Origin of the sequence: Clostridium sp. (assembly GCF_016650035.1) — a bacterium.
In the GTDB taxonomy this organism is placed as follows: Bacteria; Bacillota; Clostridia; order Clostridiales; family Clostridiaceae; genus Clostridium_AD.
Genome location: NZ_JAENWM010000008.1, coordinates 1 through 15,007, shown reverse-complemented (window position 1 = coordinate 15,007; position 15,007 = coordinate 1). Strand labels below are relative to the sequence as shown.

General features: G+C 31.8%; 17 protein-coding genes. 16 read left to right on the top strand and 1 reads right to left on the bottom strand.

Going from position 1 to position 15,007, the window contains the following annotated elements:
* The first annotated feature begins 481 nt into the window (after positions 1-481).
* The 15 genes from JJD95_RS03210 (at position 482) to JJD95_RS03140 (ending at position 13,385) form a co-directional block, all read left to right on the top strand.
* The gene (locus tag JJD95_RS03210; RefSeq protein ID WP_291640292.1) at positions 482-856 is read left to right on the top strand and encodes an ATP synthase subunit I; all 375 of its coding nucleotides are present in this window, start codon (positions 482-484) and stop codon (positions 854-856) included.
* A gap of 4 nt (positions 857-860) precedes the next feature.
* The gene (locus JJD95_RS03205; RefSeq protein ID WP_291640290.1) at positions 861-1,541 is read left to right on the top strand and encodes a F0F1 ATP synthase subunit A; all 681 of its coding nucleotides are present in this window, start codon (positions 861-863) and stop codon (positions 1,539-1,541) included.
* Between the two features lie 23 nt (positions 1,542-1,564).
* Positions 1,565-1,813: an ATP synthase F0 subunit C gene (gene atpE, locus JJD95_RS03200; protein WP_291640288.1), complete on the top strand. Its 249-nt coding sequence runs from the start codon at positions 1,565-1,567 to the stop codon at positions 1,811-1,813.
* Between the two features lie 78 nt (positions 1,814-1,891).
* Positions 1,892-2,377, top strand: a complete 486-nt coding sequence (locus tag JJD95_RS03195; RefSeq protein WP_291640286.1) for a F0F1 ATP synthase subunit B — start codon at positions 1,892-1,894, stop codon at positions 2,375-2,377.
* 1 nt (position 2,378) lies between these two features.
* Complete coding sequence (locus JJD95_RS03190) at positions 2,379-2,912, top strand: F0F1 ATP synthase subunit delta (RefSeq protein ID WP_291640284.1); 534 nt, start codon at positions 2,379-2,381, stop codon at positions 2,910-2,912.
* A gap of 15 nt (positions 2,913-2,927) precedes the next feature.
* Positions 2,928-4,445, top strand: a complete 1,518-nt coding sequence (gene atpA, locus JJD95_RS03185) for a F0F1 ATP synthase subunit alpha (protein WP_291640282.1) — start codon at positions 2,928-2,930, stop codon at positions 4,443-4,445.
* Between the two features lie 93 nt (positions 4,446-4,538).
* On the top strand, positions 4,539-5,393 hold the full coding sequence (atpG, locus tag JJD95_RS03180; RefSeq protein ID WP_291640280.1) for an ATP synthase F1 subunit gamma: 855 nt from the start codon (positions 4,539-4,541) through the stop codon (positions 5,391-5,393).
* 15 nt (positions 5,394-5,408) lie between these two features.
* A complete protein-coding gene (gene atpD, locus JJD95_RS03175) occupies positions 5,409-6,806 on the top strand; it encodes a F0F1 ATP synthase subunit beta (protein WP_291640278.1) in 1,398 nt (465 codons plus the stop codon).
* A gap of 43 nt (positions 6,807-6,849) precedes the next feature.
* Complete coding sequence (locus JJD95_RS03170) at positions 6,850-7,248, top strand: F0F1 ATP synthase subunit epsilon (RefSeq protein ID WP_291640276.1); 399 nt, start codon at positions 6,850-6,852, stop codon at positions 7,246-7,248.
* A 305-nt stretch (positions 7,249-7,553) separates the two neighbouring features.
* The gene (locus tag JJD95_RS03165; protein WP_291640274.1) at positions 7,554-8,267 is read left to right on the top strand and encodes a YwmB family TATA-box binding protein; all 714 of its coding nucleotides are present in this window, start codon (positions 7,554-7,556) and stop codon (positions 8,265-8,267) included.
* Between the two features lie 27 nt (positions 8,268-8,294).
* A complete protein-coding gene (murA, locus tag JJD95_RS03160; protein ID WP_291640272.1) occupies positions 8,295-9,566 on the top strand; it encodes a UDP-N-acetylglucosamine 1-carboxyvinyltransferase in 1,272 nt (423 codons plus the stop codon).
* A 232-nt stretch (positions 9,567-9,798) separates the two neighbouring features.
* Positions 9,799-10,845 carry a stage II sporulation protein D gene (gene spoIID, locus JJD95_RS03155; protein WP_291640270.1) on the top strand — a complete coding sequence of 349 codons (1,047 nt, stop codon included), beginning with the start codon at positions 9,799-9,801 and terminating at the stop codon, positions 10,843-10,845.
* A 222-nt stretch (positions 10,846-11,067) separates the two neighbouring features.
* A complete protein-coding gene (locus JJD95_RS03150; RefSeq protein WP_291640269.1) occupies positions 11,068-11,850 on the top strand; it encodes a M23 family metallopeptidase in 783 nt (260 codons plus the stop codon).
* A gap of 119 nt (positions 11,851-11,969) precedes the next feature.
* Complete coding sequence (gene spoIIID, locus JJD95_RS03145) at positions 11,970-12,224, top strand: sporulation transcriptional regulator SpoIIID (protein WP_291640267.1); 255 nt, start codon at positions 11,970-11,972, stop codon at positions 12,222-12,224.
* A 126-nt stretch (positions 12,225-12,350) separates the two neighbouring features.
* The gene (locus JJD95_RS03140) at positions 12,351-13,385 is read left to right on the top strand and encodes a rod shape-determining protein (protein WP_291640265.1); all 1,035 of its coding nucleotides are present in this window, start codon (positions 12,351-12,353) and stop codon (positions 13,383-13,385) included.
* Positions 13,386-13,471: 86 nt separating this feature from the next.
* On the opposite strand, the gene yyaC is transcribed toward JJD95_RS03140, so the two are convergent.
* On the bottom strand, positions 13,472-14,026 hold the full coding sequence (gene yyaC, locus JJD95_RS03135; RefSeq protein WP_291640263.1) for a spore protease YyaC: 555 nt from the start codon (positions 14,024-14,026) through the stop codon (positions 13,472-13,474).
* 131 nt (positions 14,027-14,157) lie between these two features.
* Between yyaC and JJD95_RS03130 the strand changes: the two genes are divergently transcribed.
* Positions 14,158-14,850: a hypothetical protein gene (locus tag JJD95_RS03130; RefSeq protein WP_291640261.1), complete on the top strand. Its 693-nt coding sequence runs from the start codon at positions 14,158-14,160 to the stop codon at positions 14,848-14,850.
* Positions 14,851-15,007: the final 157 nt, after the last annotated feature.

Sequence of the window (15,007 nt, the reverse complement as noted above, 5' to 3'; positions counted from 1 at the left end):
TAAAAGCTTATATGAACTAAAATATTTAGAATTATATGCATAATTTCATCACTTTATGATAAAAATAATCTAAATTAGAAAAGAATTATAAAAAAAATGATATTTTTTAAAAAAAATATTGCAATTGTTCTAAATAAACAAACAAAAGTTCTGGCGATATATACGTTTTAAAATTTTTGTAAATGTATAACTATATACAATTTATAATAAAATGTACTCAGACCCAATGGGAATCAAATTTGTTAAACTTTAAGCATTGGTTATCAGAATATTATGATAAATGAATAACGGTTTTATAAATCATCTGTTAAATAGCAATACTTCTTAAAACAGAGTAATTCCGAAGAAACATATGATTTAAACGATTTAATAAACTTATTTGAGAATATACTTTAAAAAAACGACTTATTTGGACTTTTGTTTATGAAAATTAGAGGACTATAATTAAAAATGTAAACAAATAGTGAAGGGGAATTAAAAATTGAATATTAAGTCGACACAGATGTATAAAAAAATTAACTTTTTTAATTTTTTCATAGCACTCTTTGGATTTACTGTAATTTATCTTTTTGATAAAAAATATGCAGTATTTTTTTTGTTAGGACTCTTATTAGCAGATATTAATTTGTTGTTAAATTTAATATCTATTGATTTTATCTTTAATAAATTTAAAAATCAATATGGATTAATTACTTTTTTTGGACTTGCCTTTAGGGTGATTATAGTGTGTGTAATAGGCTTAATGATTTTTAATTATAACAATTTTGGTATAATTGCGTTTATATTAGGATATAGTGCACAGCTTATTTCTCTAGTACTTTACGGAATTAATATTAAAGAGTGTGAAGGGAAGTGAGCACGTGGGAGATATTTCACAATTACCTAGTGTAAATATTTTTGGATACAATTTTGAAATTACAGTTAGTTTAATAACGCAATGGGTAATAGTTTTGGGACTGTGCTTACTAATAGCAGTTATTAACAAAAATCTCAAAAAAATACCAGACAAAAGACAAGCGATAGTTGAAATTTTTATTGAATTTGTGGAAAAAACAGTAGAAGAGACTATGGGTAAAAGTTTTAAAGGGTTTGTTCCGTTTATAGGTACATTAGGAATTTATCTTTTAGCAATGAACTTGGTAGGGCTATTTGGAATAAAGCCGCCTACTACAGATTATAGTGTGACTCTAGGGATGGGGCTAATTACATTTATAGTGATACAGGGGTATACAATTAAAAAAACGGGCCTTAAAAAATATTTTACTGGATATGCAAAACCATTACCTATATTGCTTCCTGTAAATATAATGGAGAGAATTATGCTTCCAGTATCTTTAAGTCTAAGATTATTTGGCAATATGTTTGCTGCAACTATAATTATGGATCTAGTTTATGAAGCATTAGGGGGCATTGCTTGGGTGGCTCAAATAGGAATACCAATACCATTACATATGTATTTTGATGTATTTGATGGCACTATACAAATGGTTATATTCATAATGTTAACAATGATTAACATTGTAATAATTTCAGAAGAATAAAAAATGAATAGGAGGATTATATTATGGATTCAGCAGGATTTGTAGCAGGAATGTGTGCGATAGGAGCAGGAATAGCAGCTTTAGGGGTTATAGGTGGTGGAATAGGAACAGGGAATGCCACAGCAAAGGCTGTAGAGAGTATTGCAAAACAACCAGAAGCAAGTGATAAAATAACAAGAGCATTAGTTATAGGTGGTGCACTATCAGAAGCAACAGCTATCTATGGTTTCTTAATAGCGTTATTATTAATTTTATTTGGTGTAAAAGGATAAAAAGAAATAGTAAAAGGAAGGTAGGTGAAAGTCTCGGTTAGTAAGAGCAAAAAACTTTATAAACCGAGATTTTAATAGATGGATATTTCGATAGTATTAGATAAAGTTATAGCTGCAATGATAAATTTCATTTTACTACTTTTCATTGCTAAACATTTTCTATTTATACCAGTAGGTAAGATTTTACAAACAAGAAAACAAGAATTAGATTCTTCTTTTGAAAAAGCAAATAGTGATAAAGAAGAGGCTAATAGATTAAAAATAGAGAATGAAGAGAAATTAAAGTTAGCAAAACAAGCAGGTAAGGGAATAGTTGAAAAATATAAGCAAAAGGCAGAGAAGATATCTGCAGAATTAATTCAAAATGCAAAACAAGAAGCCGAACTTATTATTCAAAGAGCAAGGGTTGAAGTTGAAAGAGAACAAGAAAAAGCAAAAAGTGAAATCAAAACGCAAGTTATAGATTTATCTTTAGTATTGTCTGAAAAAGCTCTTGGCAGGCATATCGGTGAAAGTGAACACAGAAAATTAATTGAGGATTTTATTTTTAAGGTAGGTAGCTAAAATGTATGAATACTTAGATAAAAGATATGCACTAGCACTATATACAGTGGCTGAGGAAAAAGGGAAAGTAGAAGAATATTTAAATGATCTACGAGAAATTGTTTCGCTTATGAACAATGATGCTAATTTCATGAAATTAATCGAACAGCCATTCGTAAGTACTTCTGTAAAGAAGAAGATATTTATTAACATTTTCAAGGGGAAAATTGACGAAGATCTTTTGTCCTTTCTGCTTATTCTTATAGAAAAAGATAGGATACTTTTTACTGAAGAAAAACTTAAAGAAATGGAAAAGATCCACTTAGAGCGAAATAATACATTGCTAGTAGAAGTTAAAACAGTAATACCTCTTAATGATTCTGAAAGAGAAAACCTCAGAAGAAAATTAATAGATATTTATGATAAGAACATTATATTTGTTGAAAAAATAGACAAAAGAATCATAGGTGGAGTGTATATTAGGGTCGGTGACGACGTTATTGATGGTACACTAAAAATCAAATTAGAGGAAATGAAAAAATTAATGTCTAAATAGGATAGAGGTGAGTTTATGAACATAAAACCAGAAGAAATAACATCTATAATAAAAAAGGAAATAGAAAGATATGACAAGAAAATCGATACTGTTGACTCAGGTACTATAATTCAAATAGGTGATGGAATTGCCAGAGTGTATGGATTAGATGAATGTATGGAAAATGAAATGTTAGAGTTCCCCAATGGAGTTTTTGGGATGGCACTAAATTTAGAACAGGACAATGTAGGATGTGTGCTTTTGGGGCCGGAAAAGGGAATCAAAGAAGGCGACATTGTAAAAAGGACTGGTAAAGTGGTAGAGGTTCCTGTGGGAGAGGCATTACTCGGGAGGGTTGTAAATGCATTAGGTGTACCTATAGATGGCAAAGGTCCAGTAATGACTACGGAGACGAGGGAAGTAGAAGTTGAAGCGCCTGGAGTTATTGAAAGACAATCAGTTAACGTACCGCTTCAAACAGGAATAAAATCAATAGACTCTATGGTACCAATTGGTCGAGGGCAAAGAGAACTTATAATTGGAGATAGGCAAACAGGTAAAACAGCATTAACTATAGATACTATTTTGAATCAAAAGGGTAAAGATGTCATATGTGTATATGTAGCCATTGGTCAAAAGCAATCAACTGTTGCACATATTGTTAACACATTATCAGAAATGGGAGCTTTAGATTATACAATAGTGGTAGCATCCACAGCGTCTCATTCAGCCCCATTACAGTATGTAGCTCCATATGCTGGATGTAGTATGGGAGAATACTTTATGCATAAGGGTAAGAATGTATTAATAGTATATGATGACTTATCTAAACATGCAGTTGCTTATAGGGCCATGTCGCTATTACTTCGTAGACCACCAGGTAGAGAGGCTTATCCAGGAGATATATTTTATATTCATTCAAGGTTACTTGAAAGAGCGGCAAAACTTTCAGATAAATTAGGTGGTGGATCATTAACTGCTCTTCCTATAATAGAAACTCTCGCAGGGGATGTTACGGCGTTTATACCAACTAACGTTATTTCTATAACAGATGGGCAAATATTTCTTGAGGCTGAACTTTTCCATTCGGGGCAAAGACCTGCTGTTAACGCTGGAATATCTGTATCAAGAGTTGGGGGAAATGCTCAAATAAAAGCTATGAAACAAGTTACCGGGACTTTAAGACTAGAGCTCGCTCAATATAGGGAGCTTGCAGCTTTTGCCCAATTTGGTACAGATCTTGATAAAGATGCGAAGAGGAGACTGGAAAAAGGGAAAAGATTAATTGAATTACTAAAGCAGGATCAATATATGCCTATGCCAGTAGAAAAGCAAGTTATGATTTTCTTTGCTGGAACCAATAACTATCTTACGGATATTCCAGTACACCAAGTAATAAGATTTGAGAGTGAATTTTTAGAATACATGGATACACATCATAGAGAAATAGGCAAAGCAATAGTGGATAATAAGATGTTAGATGATAAACTAAAACAGCAGCTTATTGAAGCTATAGAGGAGTTTAAAAAAGTATTCTCAATTAAGGAATTTTAGAGTCACTTTAAAAGAATTCGTTAATGCACGATAAGTAGGAAAATATCAATTTGCCTCCATAATATATTTATGGAGGCTAAAGAGAGGTGAAACATGGCAGGTATGGGGCTTGTTGCAATTAAGAGAAGAATAAAATCCATAACGAATACTACAAAAATCACCAGAGCCATGGGACTAGTTGCTACAGCTAAATATAAGAAGATAAGAGAAAAGGTAGATATTAACAATAATTATATGGATGCCCTAAAGGACACTATAAAAAAGCTAACAGACAATTATGAAGGTGATAGTATCTTTGTTAGAGGAAACAATAGTAACAAGAAATTGTATGTTGTACTTACTTCAGATACAGGACTCTGCGGCGGATTCAATTGGTCGATAATAAATGAAATGATGATTAAACTTAAAAGTAATCAAGGAGATTACAAAGTTATTATTGTAGGCAAAAAGGGAAAAACCATACTTAAAAAGCTTAATATTGAAACTGTGGCTGAATACATTGAAATATCAGATACGCCTTCTCAAAAGGAAGCTAAAACGATTATTAATAATTCGCTTAGTATGTATAGTAGCGGAGATATAGGAGAAGTTCATATTGTTTATAAAAAACTTATCTCATCATTAAAAAGTGAAGTTAAAATAGAGCAGTTACTCCCTCTAAATGTTGATATTGAAGAAAAACGCAGTAAAGAATATGTAGAAATTGAAGCAATAGATGAAAAATTATTGTATGAGATTACTTCATTATATTTAAGCGGTAAAATGTTGAACTCTATGCTACATTCAAAAGCTAGTGAACACAGATCTAGAATGCAGTCAATGGGGTCAGCTACTGACAACGCTAACGAAATACTTGATAAACTTAAATTGAGTTATAATAGAATTAGACAAAGCGAAATTACACAAGCAATTTCCGAAATAGTTGGAGGGGCGGAAGCTCAAAGGTAAAAAGGAGTGAGAGAAGTGTCAGGACATATAGGAAAAGTAGTACAAATAATAGGGCCTGTTATAGACATAAAGTTTGAAGCAGAGGGTCTTCCTAATATTCACAATAGCATTGAAATTCAGATGGAAGATAGGGTTATTGTAGCTGAGGTTGAGCAACATATCGGTGATGATATTATAAGATCAATAGCTATGGAAAGCACAGAAGGGTTAAGGCGAGGACTAGAAGCTGTTGATACTGGAAATCCAATATCAGTCCCAGTTGGAAATGTAGTACTGGGAAGAGTATTTAATGTTCTTGGAAAACCTATTGATGAAATGGGAGAAGTTGTGGCAGATAAATATATGCCAATTCACAGATTAGCCCCAACCTTTGAAGAGCAGTCTGTTGATCCGGAAATGTTTGAAACTGGTATTAAGGTGATAGACTTAATAGCACCTTATCAAAAGGGTGGTAAAATTGGCCTTTTTGGTGGTGCAGGGGTTGGTAAAACGGTCCTTATTCAAGAACTTATGAACAATATTGCAAAAGAAAATAATGGACTCTCAGTATTTACAGGAGTTGGGGAGAGAACAAGAGAGGGCAATGATCTTTATAATGAAATGAAAGAATCGGGAGTTATAGCTAAAACGGCATTAGTTTTTGGTCAGATGAATGAACCACCCGGAGCTAGAATGAGAGTTGCTTTAACTGGTCTTACTATGTGTGAGCATTTTAGAGATCAGGGTCAAGATGTACTGTTATTTATAGATAATATATTTAGATTTACGCAGGCTGGTTCAGAAGTGTCAGCACTCCTTGGAAGAATACCAAGTGCTGTTGGGTATCAACCAACACTGGCTACGGAGATGGGATCACTTCAAGAGAGAATTACATCTACAAAACAAGGATCTATAACATCGGTGCAGGCCGTATATGTACCAGCAGATGACTTAACAGACCCTGCACCGGCTGCTACATTTACTCATCTCGATGCCACTACTGTACTTTCTAGAGGAATAGTTGAGCTTGGCATTTATCCTGCAGTAGACCCGCTAGAATCTACTTCAACAATGCTTGATCCTAGGATAGTTGGAAGGGAGCATTATGATGTTACAATAAAGGTTAGACATATATTAGAAAGATATAAAGAACTTCAAGATATTATTGCAATACTCGGTATAGATGAATTATCTGAAGAGGATAAAATGGCAGTACTAAGGGCAAGAAAGGTTCAAAGATTTTTCTCGCAACCATTTACTGTAGCAGAACAATTTACTGGAATGAAGGGTAAATTTGTTAAGGTAAAAGAAACAGTAAGAGGATTTAAAGAAATACTTGAAGGCAAGCATGACAAATTACCGGAAGCGGCATTTATGTTTGTTGGTTCTATAGAAGAAGCAGTAGAAAAAGCAAAAACGCTAGCTAGTGAATAAGGCATTAATAAGAATATGAACAATGAAATGGAAGTGTTTTTACATGGAAAATCATATGAAGCTTACTATACTTACTCCTGAAAAAGAGTTTTATAGTGGTGAAATCTTAAGTTTGAATACGGAGAATGATGATGGTAGATTTGGAATTCTTGCTAGTCATGTTGCTATGATAGCGCCATTAAAGCCTACGGTAACAAAGTTTATAGAGTTAAATGGTAAAGCCTTAAAAGCTTTTACGGGAGCAGGGATTTTAAGAGTGCATAATGAGGGTATAGAACTGTTATGTAGTGCCTGTGAATGGCCAGAAGATATAGATTTAGCAAGAGCAAGTAGAGCTAAAGAAAGAGCAGAAGAAAGGTTAAATCATAAGGATGATATTGACGTTAAGCGAGCAGAAAGTAGTGTTTTAAGGGCACTTATGAGAATAAAAACAAAAGAATAGAGATTATAAAGTGGAGATAAATTAATTTGTCTCCATTTTTTTATATCCAAAAATGAGGTTAAATTCTTTTAAGCACATTTTCGTCTAAGTTTTATATATTAATAATATAGTGAATAGATATATATAACAATCAATTCCTAGGTTTAACTCTTATAAGCCCCCCTATCTATACAATTTAATGGAATAGCCCTCTTCACATTTGTGCTGGGGGATGATTTTATTAATGGTAACAATATAATAGTCTTTTTAAAGTATATAAAAGTAAATTATTGTCAACAATTTAATTAAAGGATAGGGGGATTAAAATGAAAAGAAAAAGTATTGTACTTTTGTGTATAGTATTGTGTTTAATTATTTTTGGAATTAATGTTAGCTTCTCAGATGCACAGGAGAAAATTAATTTATTTGATGAAATACTACTTGAAACTAAAGGTGAGATCTCAGAATATGGACTCAAGGTAAAATTTGAAACGAGAGAACTACCAAAGGAAGTATGTAACTATTTATTTCAGACATTAGATTTTGATAATAAAGAAATAAAATCAAGAATTTTTGAAAATGAAAATTTCTACTCTGTTGAGTTTTCAGGTAGAAATATTAAGGGGAATATACAATCTTTAAAAAATAATAACAAGGACGTTATAACGGTAAACATAAGCAAGGTAGGTAATAAAAATGGACTGGTATCTCTTAAAAATAAAGTTAGCGTTAGCATTGGATATAGAGGAGAGAATATCAAATATTATCAATATTTAAAGGCGAAAATCGGAGAAGATAGTGAAAATATAGAAGAAATTTATAGCGTTAATGAAAGTATAATAAAGATTTTAGAATCTCATGGAAGTAAAAACATTGAGACGGTTAGTATTAATAGTGGATTAAGTACTGTGGCATATACGAAAAATTATGATGTCGTAGTAAATAATAACAAGCTAATTGATTTTAATTATGCTGTATGTAATTATTCATCTGGAAGGTACATTATCATAGGTACACCCGAAATAATTACAACTTATTGAAAATTAATAATATCGTGGAGGAAAAAAATGGATGAATTAATAATAAGTGGCGGGAAAAAATTACAGGGAGAAGTGAATATAAGTGCATCTAAAAATGCAGTGCTTCCTATACTTGCAGCAACAATATTAAATGGCAATAGTTGTATCATTGAAAACGCACCTATGCTTGAAGATGTATTTGTAATATGTGAGGTATTAAAGTCTCTTAAAGCAGATGTTAGTATAGATAAAATAAACAAAAGGGTGAAAATTAATACTGCAAATCTATTTGATAATGATGCTAATGATGAATTAGTTAGAAAAATGAGGGCTTCTTTTTTAATAATGGGTCCGATGATTGGAAGGTTTGGGAACTTTAAAATTTCTTTGCCTGGTGGATGCAATATTGGAACCAGACCCATTGATCTACATTTAAAAGGATTATCTGCACTAGGTGCAGAAGTATTTGTAGGGCATGGATATGTGGAGGCAAAAGCAAAAAAATTAAGGGGTAATAACATATATTTAGATTACCCTTCAGTAGGTGCTACAGAAAATATAATGATGGCGGCCACACTAGCTGAGGGAGAAACAGTGATTGGAAATGCAGCTGAAGAACCAGAAATTGTAGATTTAGCAAGGTTTTTAAGGGCTATGGGAGCAGAAATAAGTGGAGAAGGCACAGACACTATTAGAATTTTAGGGGTTAAAGATTTTAAATTTAAAGAAGTCGTTTATAAACCCATATATGACAGGATAGAGGCAGGAACATTTATGATAACTGCTGCAATAACAAAAAGCTTGTTTAAAATCAATGGTACTGATCAAATTCATTTAAAACCAATAATAGCAAAACTTACGGAAATGGGAGTAGCTATTGAGGTTAATAGAAATAGTATAATAGTTGATGGTAGGAATAAGTTAAATCCAGTAGATATAAAAACCATGCCATATCCAGGATTTCCAACGGATATGCAAGCTCAAATGATGAGTTTATTATGTACAGTAAAAGGTACGAGCATAATTACAGAAACTATTTTTGAAAATAGGTTTATGCATGCTGTAGAACTCAAGAGAATGGGAGCAAATATAAAAATAGAAGGTAGAAGTGCAGTAATCGAAGGTATAGACAAGTTCACAGGTTCAGAAGTTAAAGCTACTGATTTAAGAGCAGGAGCTGCATTAATACTGGCAGGGCTTACAGCGGAGGGGACAACTACAATAAGTGACATATATCATATTGATAGAGGATATGTTTGTATTGAAGAAAAATTAAGGGGTCTAGGAGCAGATATAAAAAGAGTAAGTTCTAATCAATAATATAATTTATTTATTACTAAAATAAAATGATATAATTATTTATTTTTAATATAAAATATAACAAATTGGAATATATAAGTTAGTATATATTCCAATTTTTTTTATATAAATTTTGGTATTTATATAATTTTCTATTTTCTAAGAAATTAAATTTCTTAGAAAAGTAATATTATTTTTAATTATTTAATATGTATAAAGAAATATTTCTTTTATTTAACGAGAGGAGAAAAAAATGAGAAGAGCTTTTATTACAAAACATTTGAAAAACTTTCTTTTGTTAATAGTTGTATTTACTGCATTTATAGTTATAACTTCTCTTTTAATAGTGGGAGATAATAAAAGCACGACTAAAAAAGATTTTGTAAATGAATTTGAAATTAATGAAAGCGCTACTAAATATGTTTCGCTTCCCAAAATTTCTAGTATTAAAGTGCTTATCACAAAAGAAAATATCGTAAGGGAAATTAATTTAGAAGAATATGTTACTGGAGTTGTTGCTTCGGAAATGCCGGCGGCTTTTGATATAGAAGCTTTAAAAGCTCAAGCAGTGGCTTCTAGGACCTATGCTTTAGCTCATATATCTGAATTAGGTGGAGCGCCTTGCAAAAATGGTAAAGGGGCTGATTTATGTGATACAGTCCATTGTCAAGTCTATAAGACTAAGGACGAATTAATAAAAGTATGGGAAAAGGCAAGCAAAAATTCAGGAGAAAAATACTTTCAAAAAATTAAAATGGCGGTTGAAAGCACGTCAGGGCAAGTCTTAACCTATAATAGTAAATTAGTAATGGAGCCTTATTATTTTGCAACCAGTAGTGGTAAAACCGAAAATTCTGAAGATGTATTTAGTAGCAGTGTACCTTATTTAAAGAGTGTAGAAAGCCCAGGAGAAGAAAGAGCAGGAAGTTTTAAAAGTAGCAACATTTTTAAGTATAGTGAGCTTAACAGAATTATAAATAACAATTATAATAATGCTAATGTATCACTAGCTAATATTAAGGAGGGAATAAAAGTAATTGAGCGGAGTGAGGCAGGAAGTGTCAAGCTTATAAAGGTGGGAAGTATAACCATGACTGGCAGTAAATTTAGGACTATGCTGGGTTTAAAGTCATCAAATTTTGAAATAGTGTTTAACTTAAATGATGTAGAAATAAATTGCAGCGGATATGGTCATGGAGTAGGAATGAGTCAATGGGGTGCTGATGCCATGGCTAAGTCTGGAAAAAATTATAATGAAATATTAAATCATTATTATAGCGGTACTGTTATAACAAAATAAAAAATCATATAGTTAAGCTGGTTATTCTCTAAAAAGGATAACCGGTTTTTTATTTGGGGATTTTAGTTATTACATCAAAAGTGAAGGTGAATAAAAGAAGACTCATATAAATATTGGATTAAAGCTAAAGATATTACAAAAATATGAAAGAAATAGAAAAAAGTTTATAAAATATGTATGTTTTAATACATTATGGACAAAAATACAATTGGAGGTGTTTGTATGGATAAGAAATCAAACAACAAAACATTAAATTTTTTTAAGAAGGAGGGCTTCTACGTTATTTTATTTGTTTGCTTATGTATAGTAGCTACTGTGGCATCTATATCAGCAAGTAACAATAAAAAAGAAGTAGCAAGCAATCAACTAGAAACACAAAAACAACAAGAGAATGAAACAAAGGTTTTAAAAGAGGAAGAAAAAAAATATCAGGATGCGCTTCAAGTAAAAAAAGAAAATGAAGCTAAGACTCAGGTACTTAAGTCAGTGCCTAATATTCAAAAGGTTACAACTACAAATTCAACTGCGCCAGTGTCTAAAACAATTAGTGTTGAATTTGAAAAACCTGTAGCAAAGGGACTTCTTGCAAGGGCATATTCAGTAGATGTTGATGCGGCTTTGTGGACGACTACTGGGAGTTATAGTAATAATTTGGGAATTGATATTAGTGTAAAGATAGGTGAACCAGTTTTAGCCGTTATGGCTGGAAAAGTAAAGAAAGTTGGTACTGATCTTACTAATCAAAAGGGTCAAATGGTTGAAATAGATCATGGTAATGGCTTTGTTACTAGATATTCTAATTTGGATGCAAAGATATTAGTAAAGGAAAATGACACAGTAACTAAAAATCAGAAGATTGGTATAGTGGGCGACACTACTTTAAACTCATTTAGTGAAGAATATGGCCCTCATTTACATTTTGAAGTATTGAAAAATAGTAAGAATGTAGACCCTGCTATTTATGTAACATATGAAAAATACCAAGCTGTAGAAAATAAAGAATAATCAAAAATCATACCAATCAGCCATTTTTACGAAATTATCGATAAATGACTGATTGGAATGGAATTTAAAAGCAAGGTAATGCATATTTATAAATATACAAGGGTTTAGGAGGTAACACTTTGAAAGACTATATAGAAGACCGAGTACTAGAAGTTGCTAAGTATATTATTGAATCAAAAGCTACAATAAGGAGAACTGCCAAAGTGTTTGGAGTTAGTAAAAGTACTATACACAAGGATATGACGGAAAGACTACCAACAATAAATCCGCTGATTGCAAGCGAAGCAAAAATAATATTGGATATAAATAAAGCAGAGCGGCATATTAGGGGAGGAAGGGCAACTAAATTGAAATATAAGGCGATAGAGGGATAAAAACATTTGAAACTAAAAACTAAAAAAAATTAAAGTCAAAAAAAAGGGTTTTTTTGTGGCTTTATAGAATAAAGCTTAGTATAATTTAAATAACGAATATACTAAAGAGCAGGAGTGAGTTTTGAGATGTTTTTTTTTCGATTAGGTACAGACATGGGAATAGATTTAGGAACAGCCACAGTACTTGTATATATTAAAGGTAAGGGTGTTATCTTAAAAGAGCCATCTGTTGTTGCCATAGATAGAAATCTAGATAAGGTATTGGCAGTTGGAGAAGAGGCTAGACAAATGATAGGGAGAACACCAGGCAATATTGTGGCCATACGTCCTATGAGGGACGGGGTTATTTCAGATTATGATATAACTGAGAAGATGTTAAAGCATTTTATAAAGAAGGCTTGTGGTAAAAGAAGGCTGTCGGCTCCAAGAGTAGTAATATGCGTCCCTTGTGAAGCAACGGAAGTAGAGAGAAGAGCGGTAGAACATGCAGGTAGAAATGCTGGAGCTAAGAAAGTTTATCTTATCGAAGAACCACTAGCAGCAGCAATTGGAGCAGGATTAGATATTACTAAAGCAAGTGGAAACATGGTTATTGATATCGGTGGTGGAACTACTGATGTTGCAGTTATTTCTTTAGGAGGTATGGTTGTACACCAATCAATTAAAGTAGCTGGGGATAAATTTGATGAAGCTATTATAAAGTATATCAGAAAAAGACACAAATTAATGATTGGTGAGAGAACCGCGGAAAATTTAAAAATAAACATAGGTTGTGCGTGCAAACAAGATGAAGTAGCTACTATGGATATAAGAGGAAGAGATTTAATCACGGGTCTTCCTAAAAATTTAACAGTATCTTCGGAAGAAATTAGAGAAGCTTTAAAAGAAACAGTCAATTTAATAGCAGAATGTACACATTCCGTATTAGAAAAAACACCACCAGAGCTTGCAGCAGATATAGCTGATAAAGGTATAGTTATGACAGGTGGAGGTTCATTATTAAAGGGATTAGATAAACTTATACAAGAATTTACTAGAGTCCCAGTGTATCTTGCAGAGGATCCTATTTCGTGTGTAGCTATGGGAACGGGAAAAGTGCTAGATTATATGGATAAGTTAGACAATTCATTTAATGGAGGAGAAATTTACACAAGGGATTAAAAAGTGTAAACAAGCTACATAAACAAGCAATACAATTATTAGTTTAATTGTATTGCTTGTTTATGTTTATACGGTGTATATTATTTTTAAACAGGACTTAAACTTTTTTTTTCGTTGGTAAGGGAATATAAATAATATGAATGCAAGAGGGATCTACTCAAAACACTAGCCATTTCCATTACTAAACTAAGCCTTATGTTTCTATTAGTGAAGAGTTCACTATCATCACTTGAATCTACTATGCCTATTAAAGATACGTTACCTACCTTGGGAAGTGTTTTTCCAACGCCTTTACCAGGATGAATCGGATAATTTCTAGCTTGGATTTCACCTATATTTAAGACATCTCCTAAACATGCATCTACACCTATTATAGTACAATTGGGATGTAAAGCGTTTATTTTAGCTAGTTTACTATCTATGTTTAATGCATGAATTGGGTTATCAATTGTGCCATATACAGGTAAGGGAAAGGAACTGTCTTTTAAAAATGTACCTACTAGAGGACCTAGACAATCACCTATACACCTATCGGTGCCTATGCAAACAATTAAAGTATTGTCGTCGATATAGTCTTTTAAAAAGTCGGAAATTGTATAGTAGGCTAAAGGATCTTTATAATGGGTTTTAGCTTTACTCAAGAAATATACCTCCTTATGTTCCTATCAATAATTTATATGAATAAATTTCAATTATTATTATGATAAAGGAATAAAAAAGTGATTATTTGGCAAATAATTTATGTATATTAATTATTTGGGGTGATGTACTTATGAAAAAAAACTATTTAAAATGGATTATTATATTTTCGACAGTTATAAGTATTACTACTATGAATTCGTATAGTGACTATATAAGTAACAGAAATCAATATGAGAAAAATGAAATATTTAAACAAACAGTAGCAGATAGTAACAATAATCTAATTCCAAGCAAAAATAACCATAAGTATATTGAAGGCAATGTAGTGAAAAATGATGATATAGAAACTTCTTATGTAAAAGATAATTTAAAGGAAGATGATTTGCCACAGAAAAAAGTTAATAGTGAAGGTGAAAATAGCACAGCTATTTTAGATACAAGTTCATCTAATGTAGATATAGAGGGAAATGAGATGGACCAATATATATACAATGGCAAATATTTATCTGAAGAGTGGTACAGTCTAGAAAATAACAATTATGATAATAAAAATAATGAACTATCAGTGTTTAAAGTATCAACAGGGAAAATAATAGAAAACTTAACTTCCTCTGATAAGATAAAGTTGCTATATGTAAGTATTAAGTTAGGTAAAGAGGATTATAAAAAGGTCAAAAATTATTTATATTCGCGAGATGCTGAGGATGGAGTTCTCAAAGCATTAAAATTATTAAAAGAAAATTTATCGGAAAAGGAATATAAAAAAGTGCGAATCATAGCTGGGAGGTTTATAGACATGGAGGCAGCGGAGAGGTTATATTAATCATATAAAAAAAACACTGTCAAGCATTTTTGAAAATGTCCCTAAATAAGTGAAACATTAGCACCAACAAATTGTTGGTGCTTTACTTTTTTTATATCATGATTTTGGGTAAATTTAATAGACCTAGTGTATGCTATACTTTTTTTGAAAGAAACAT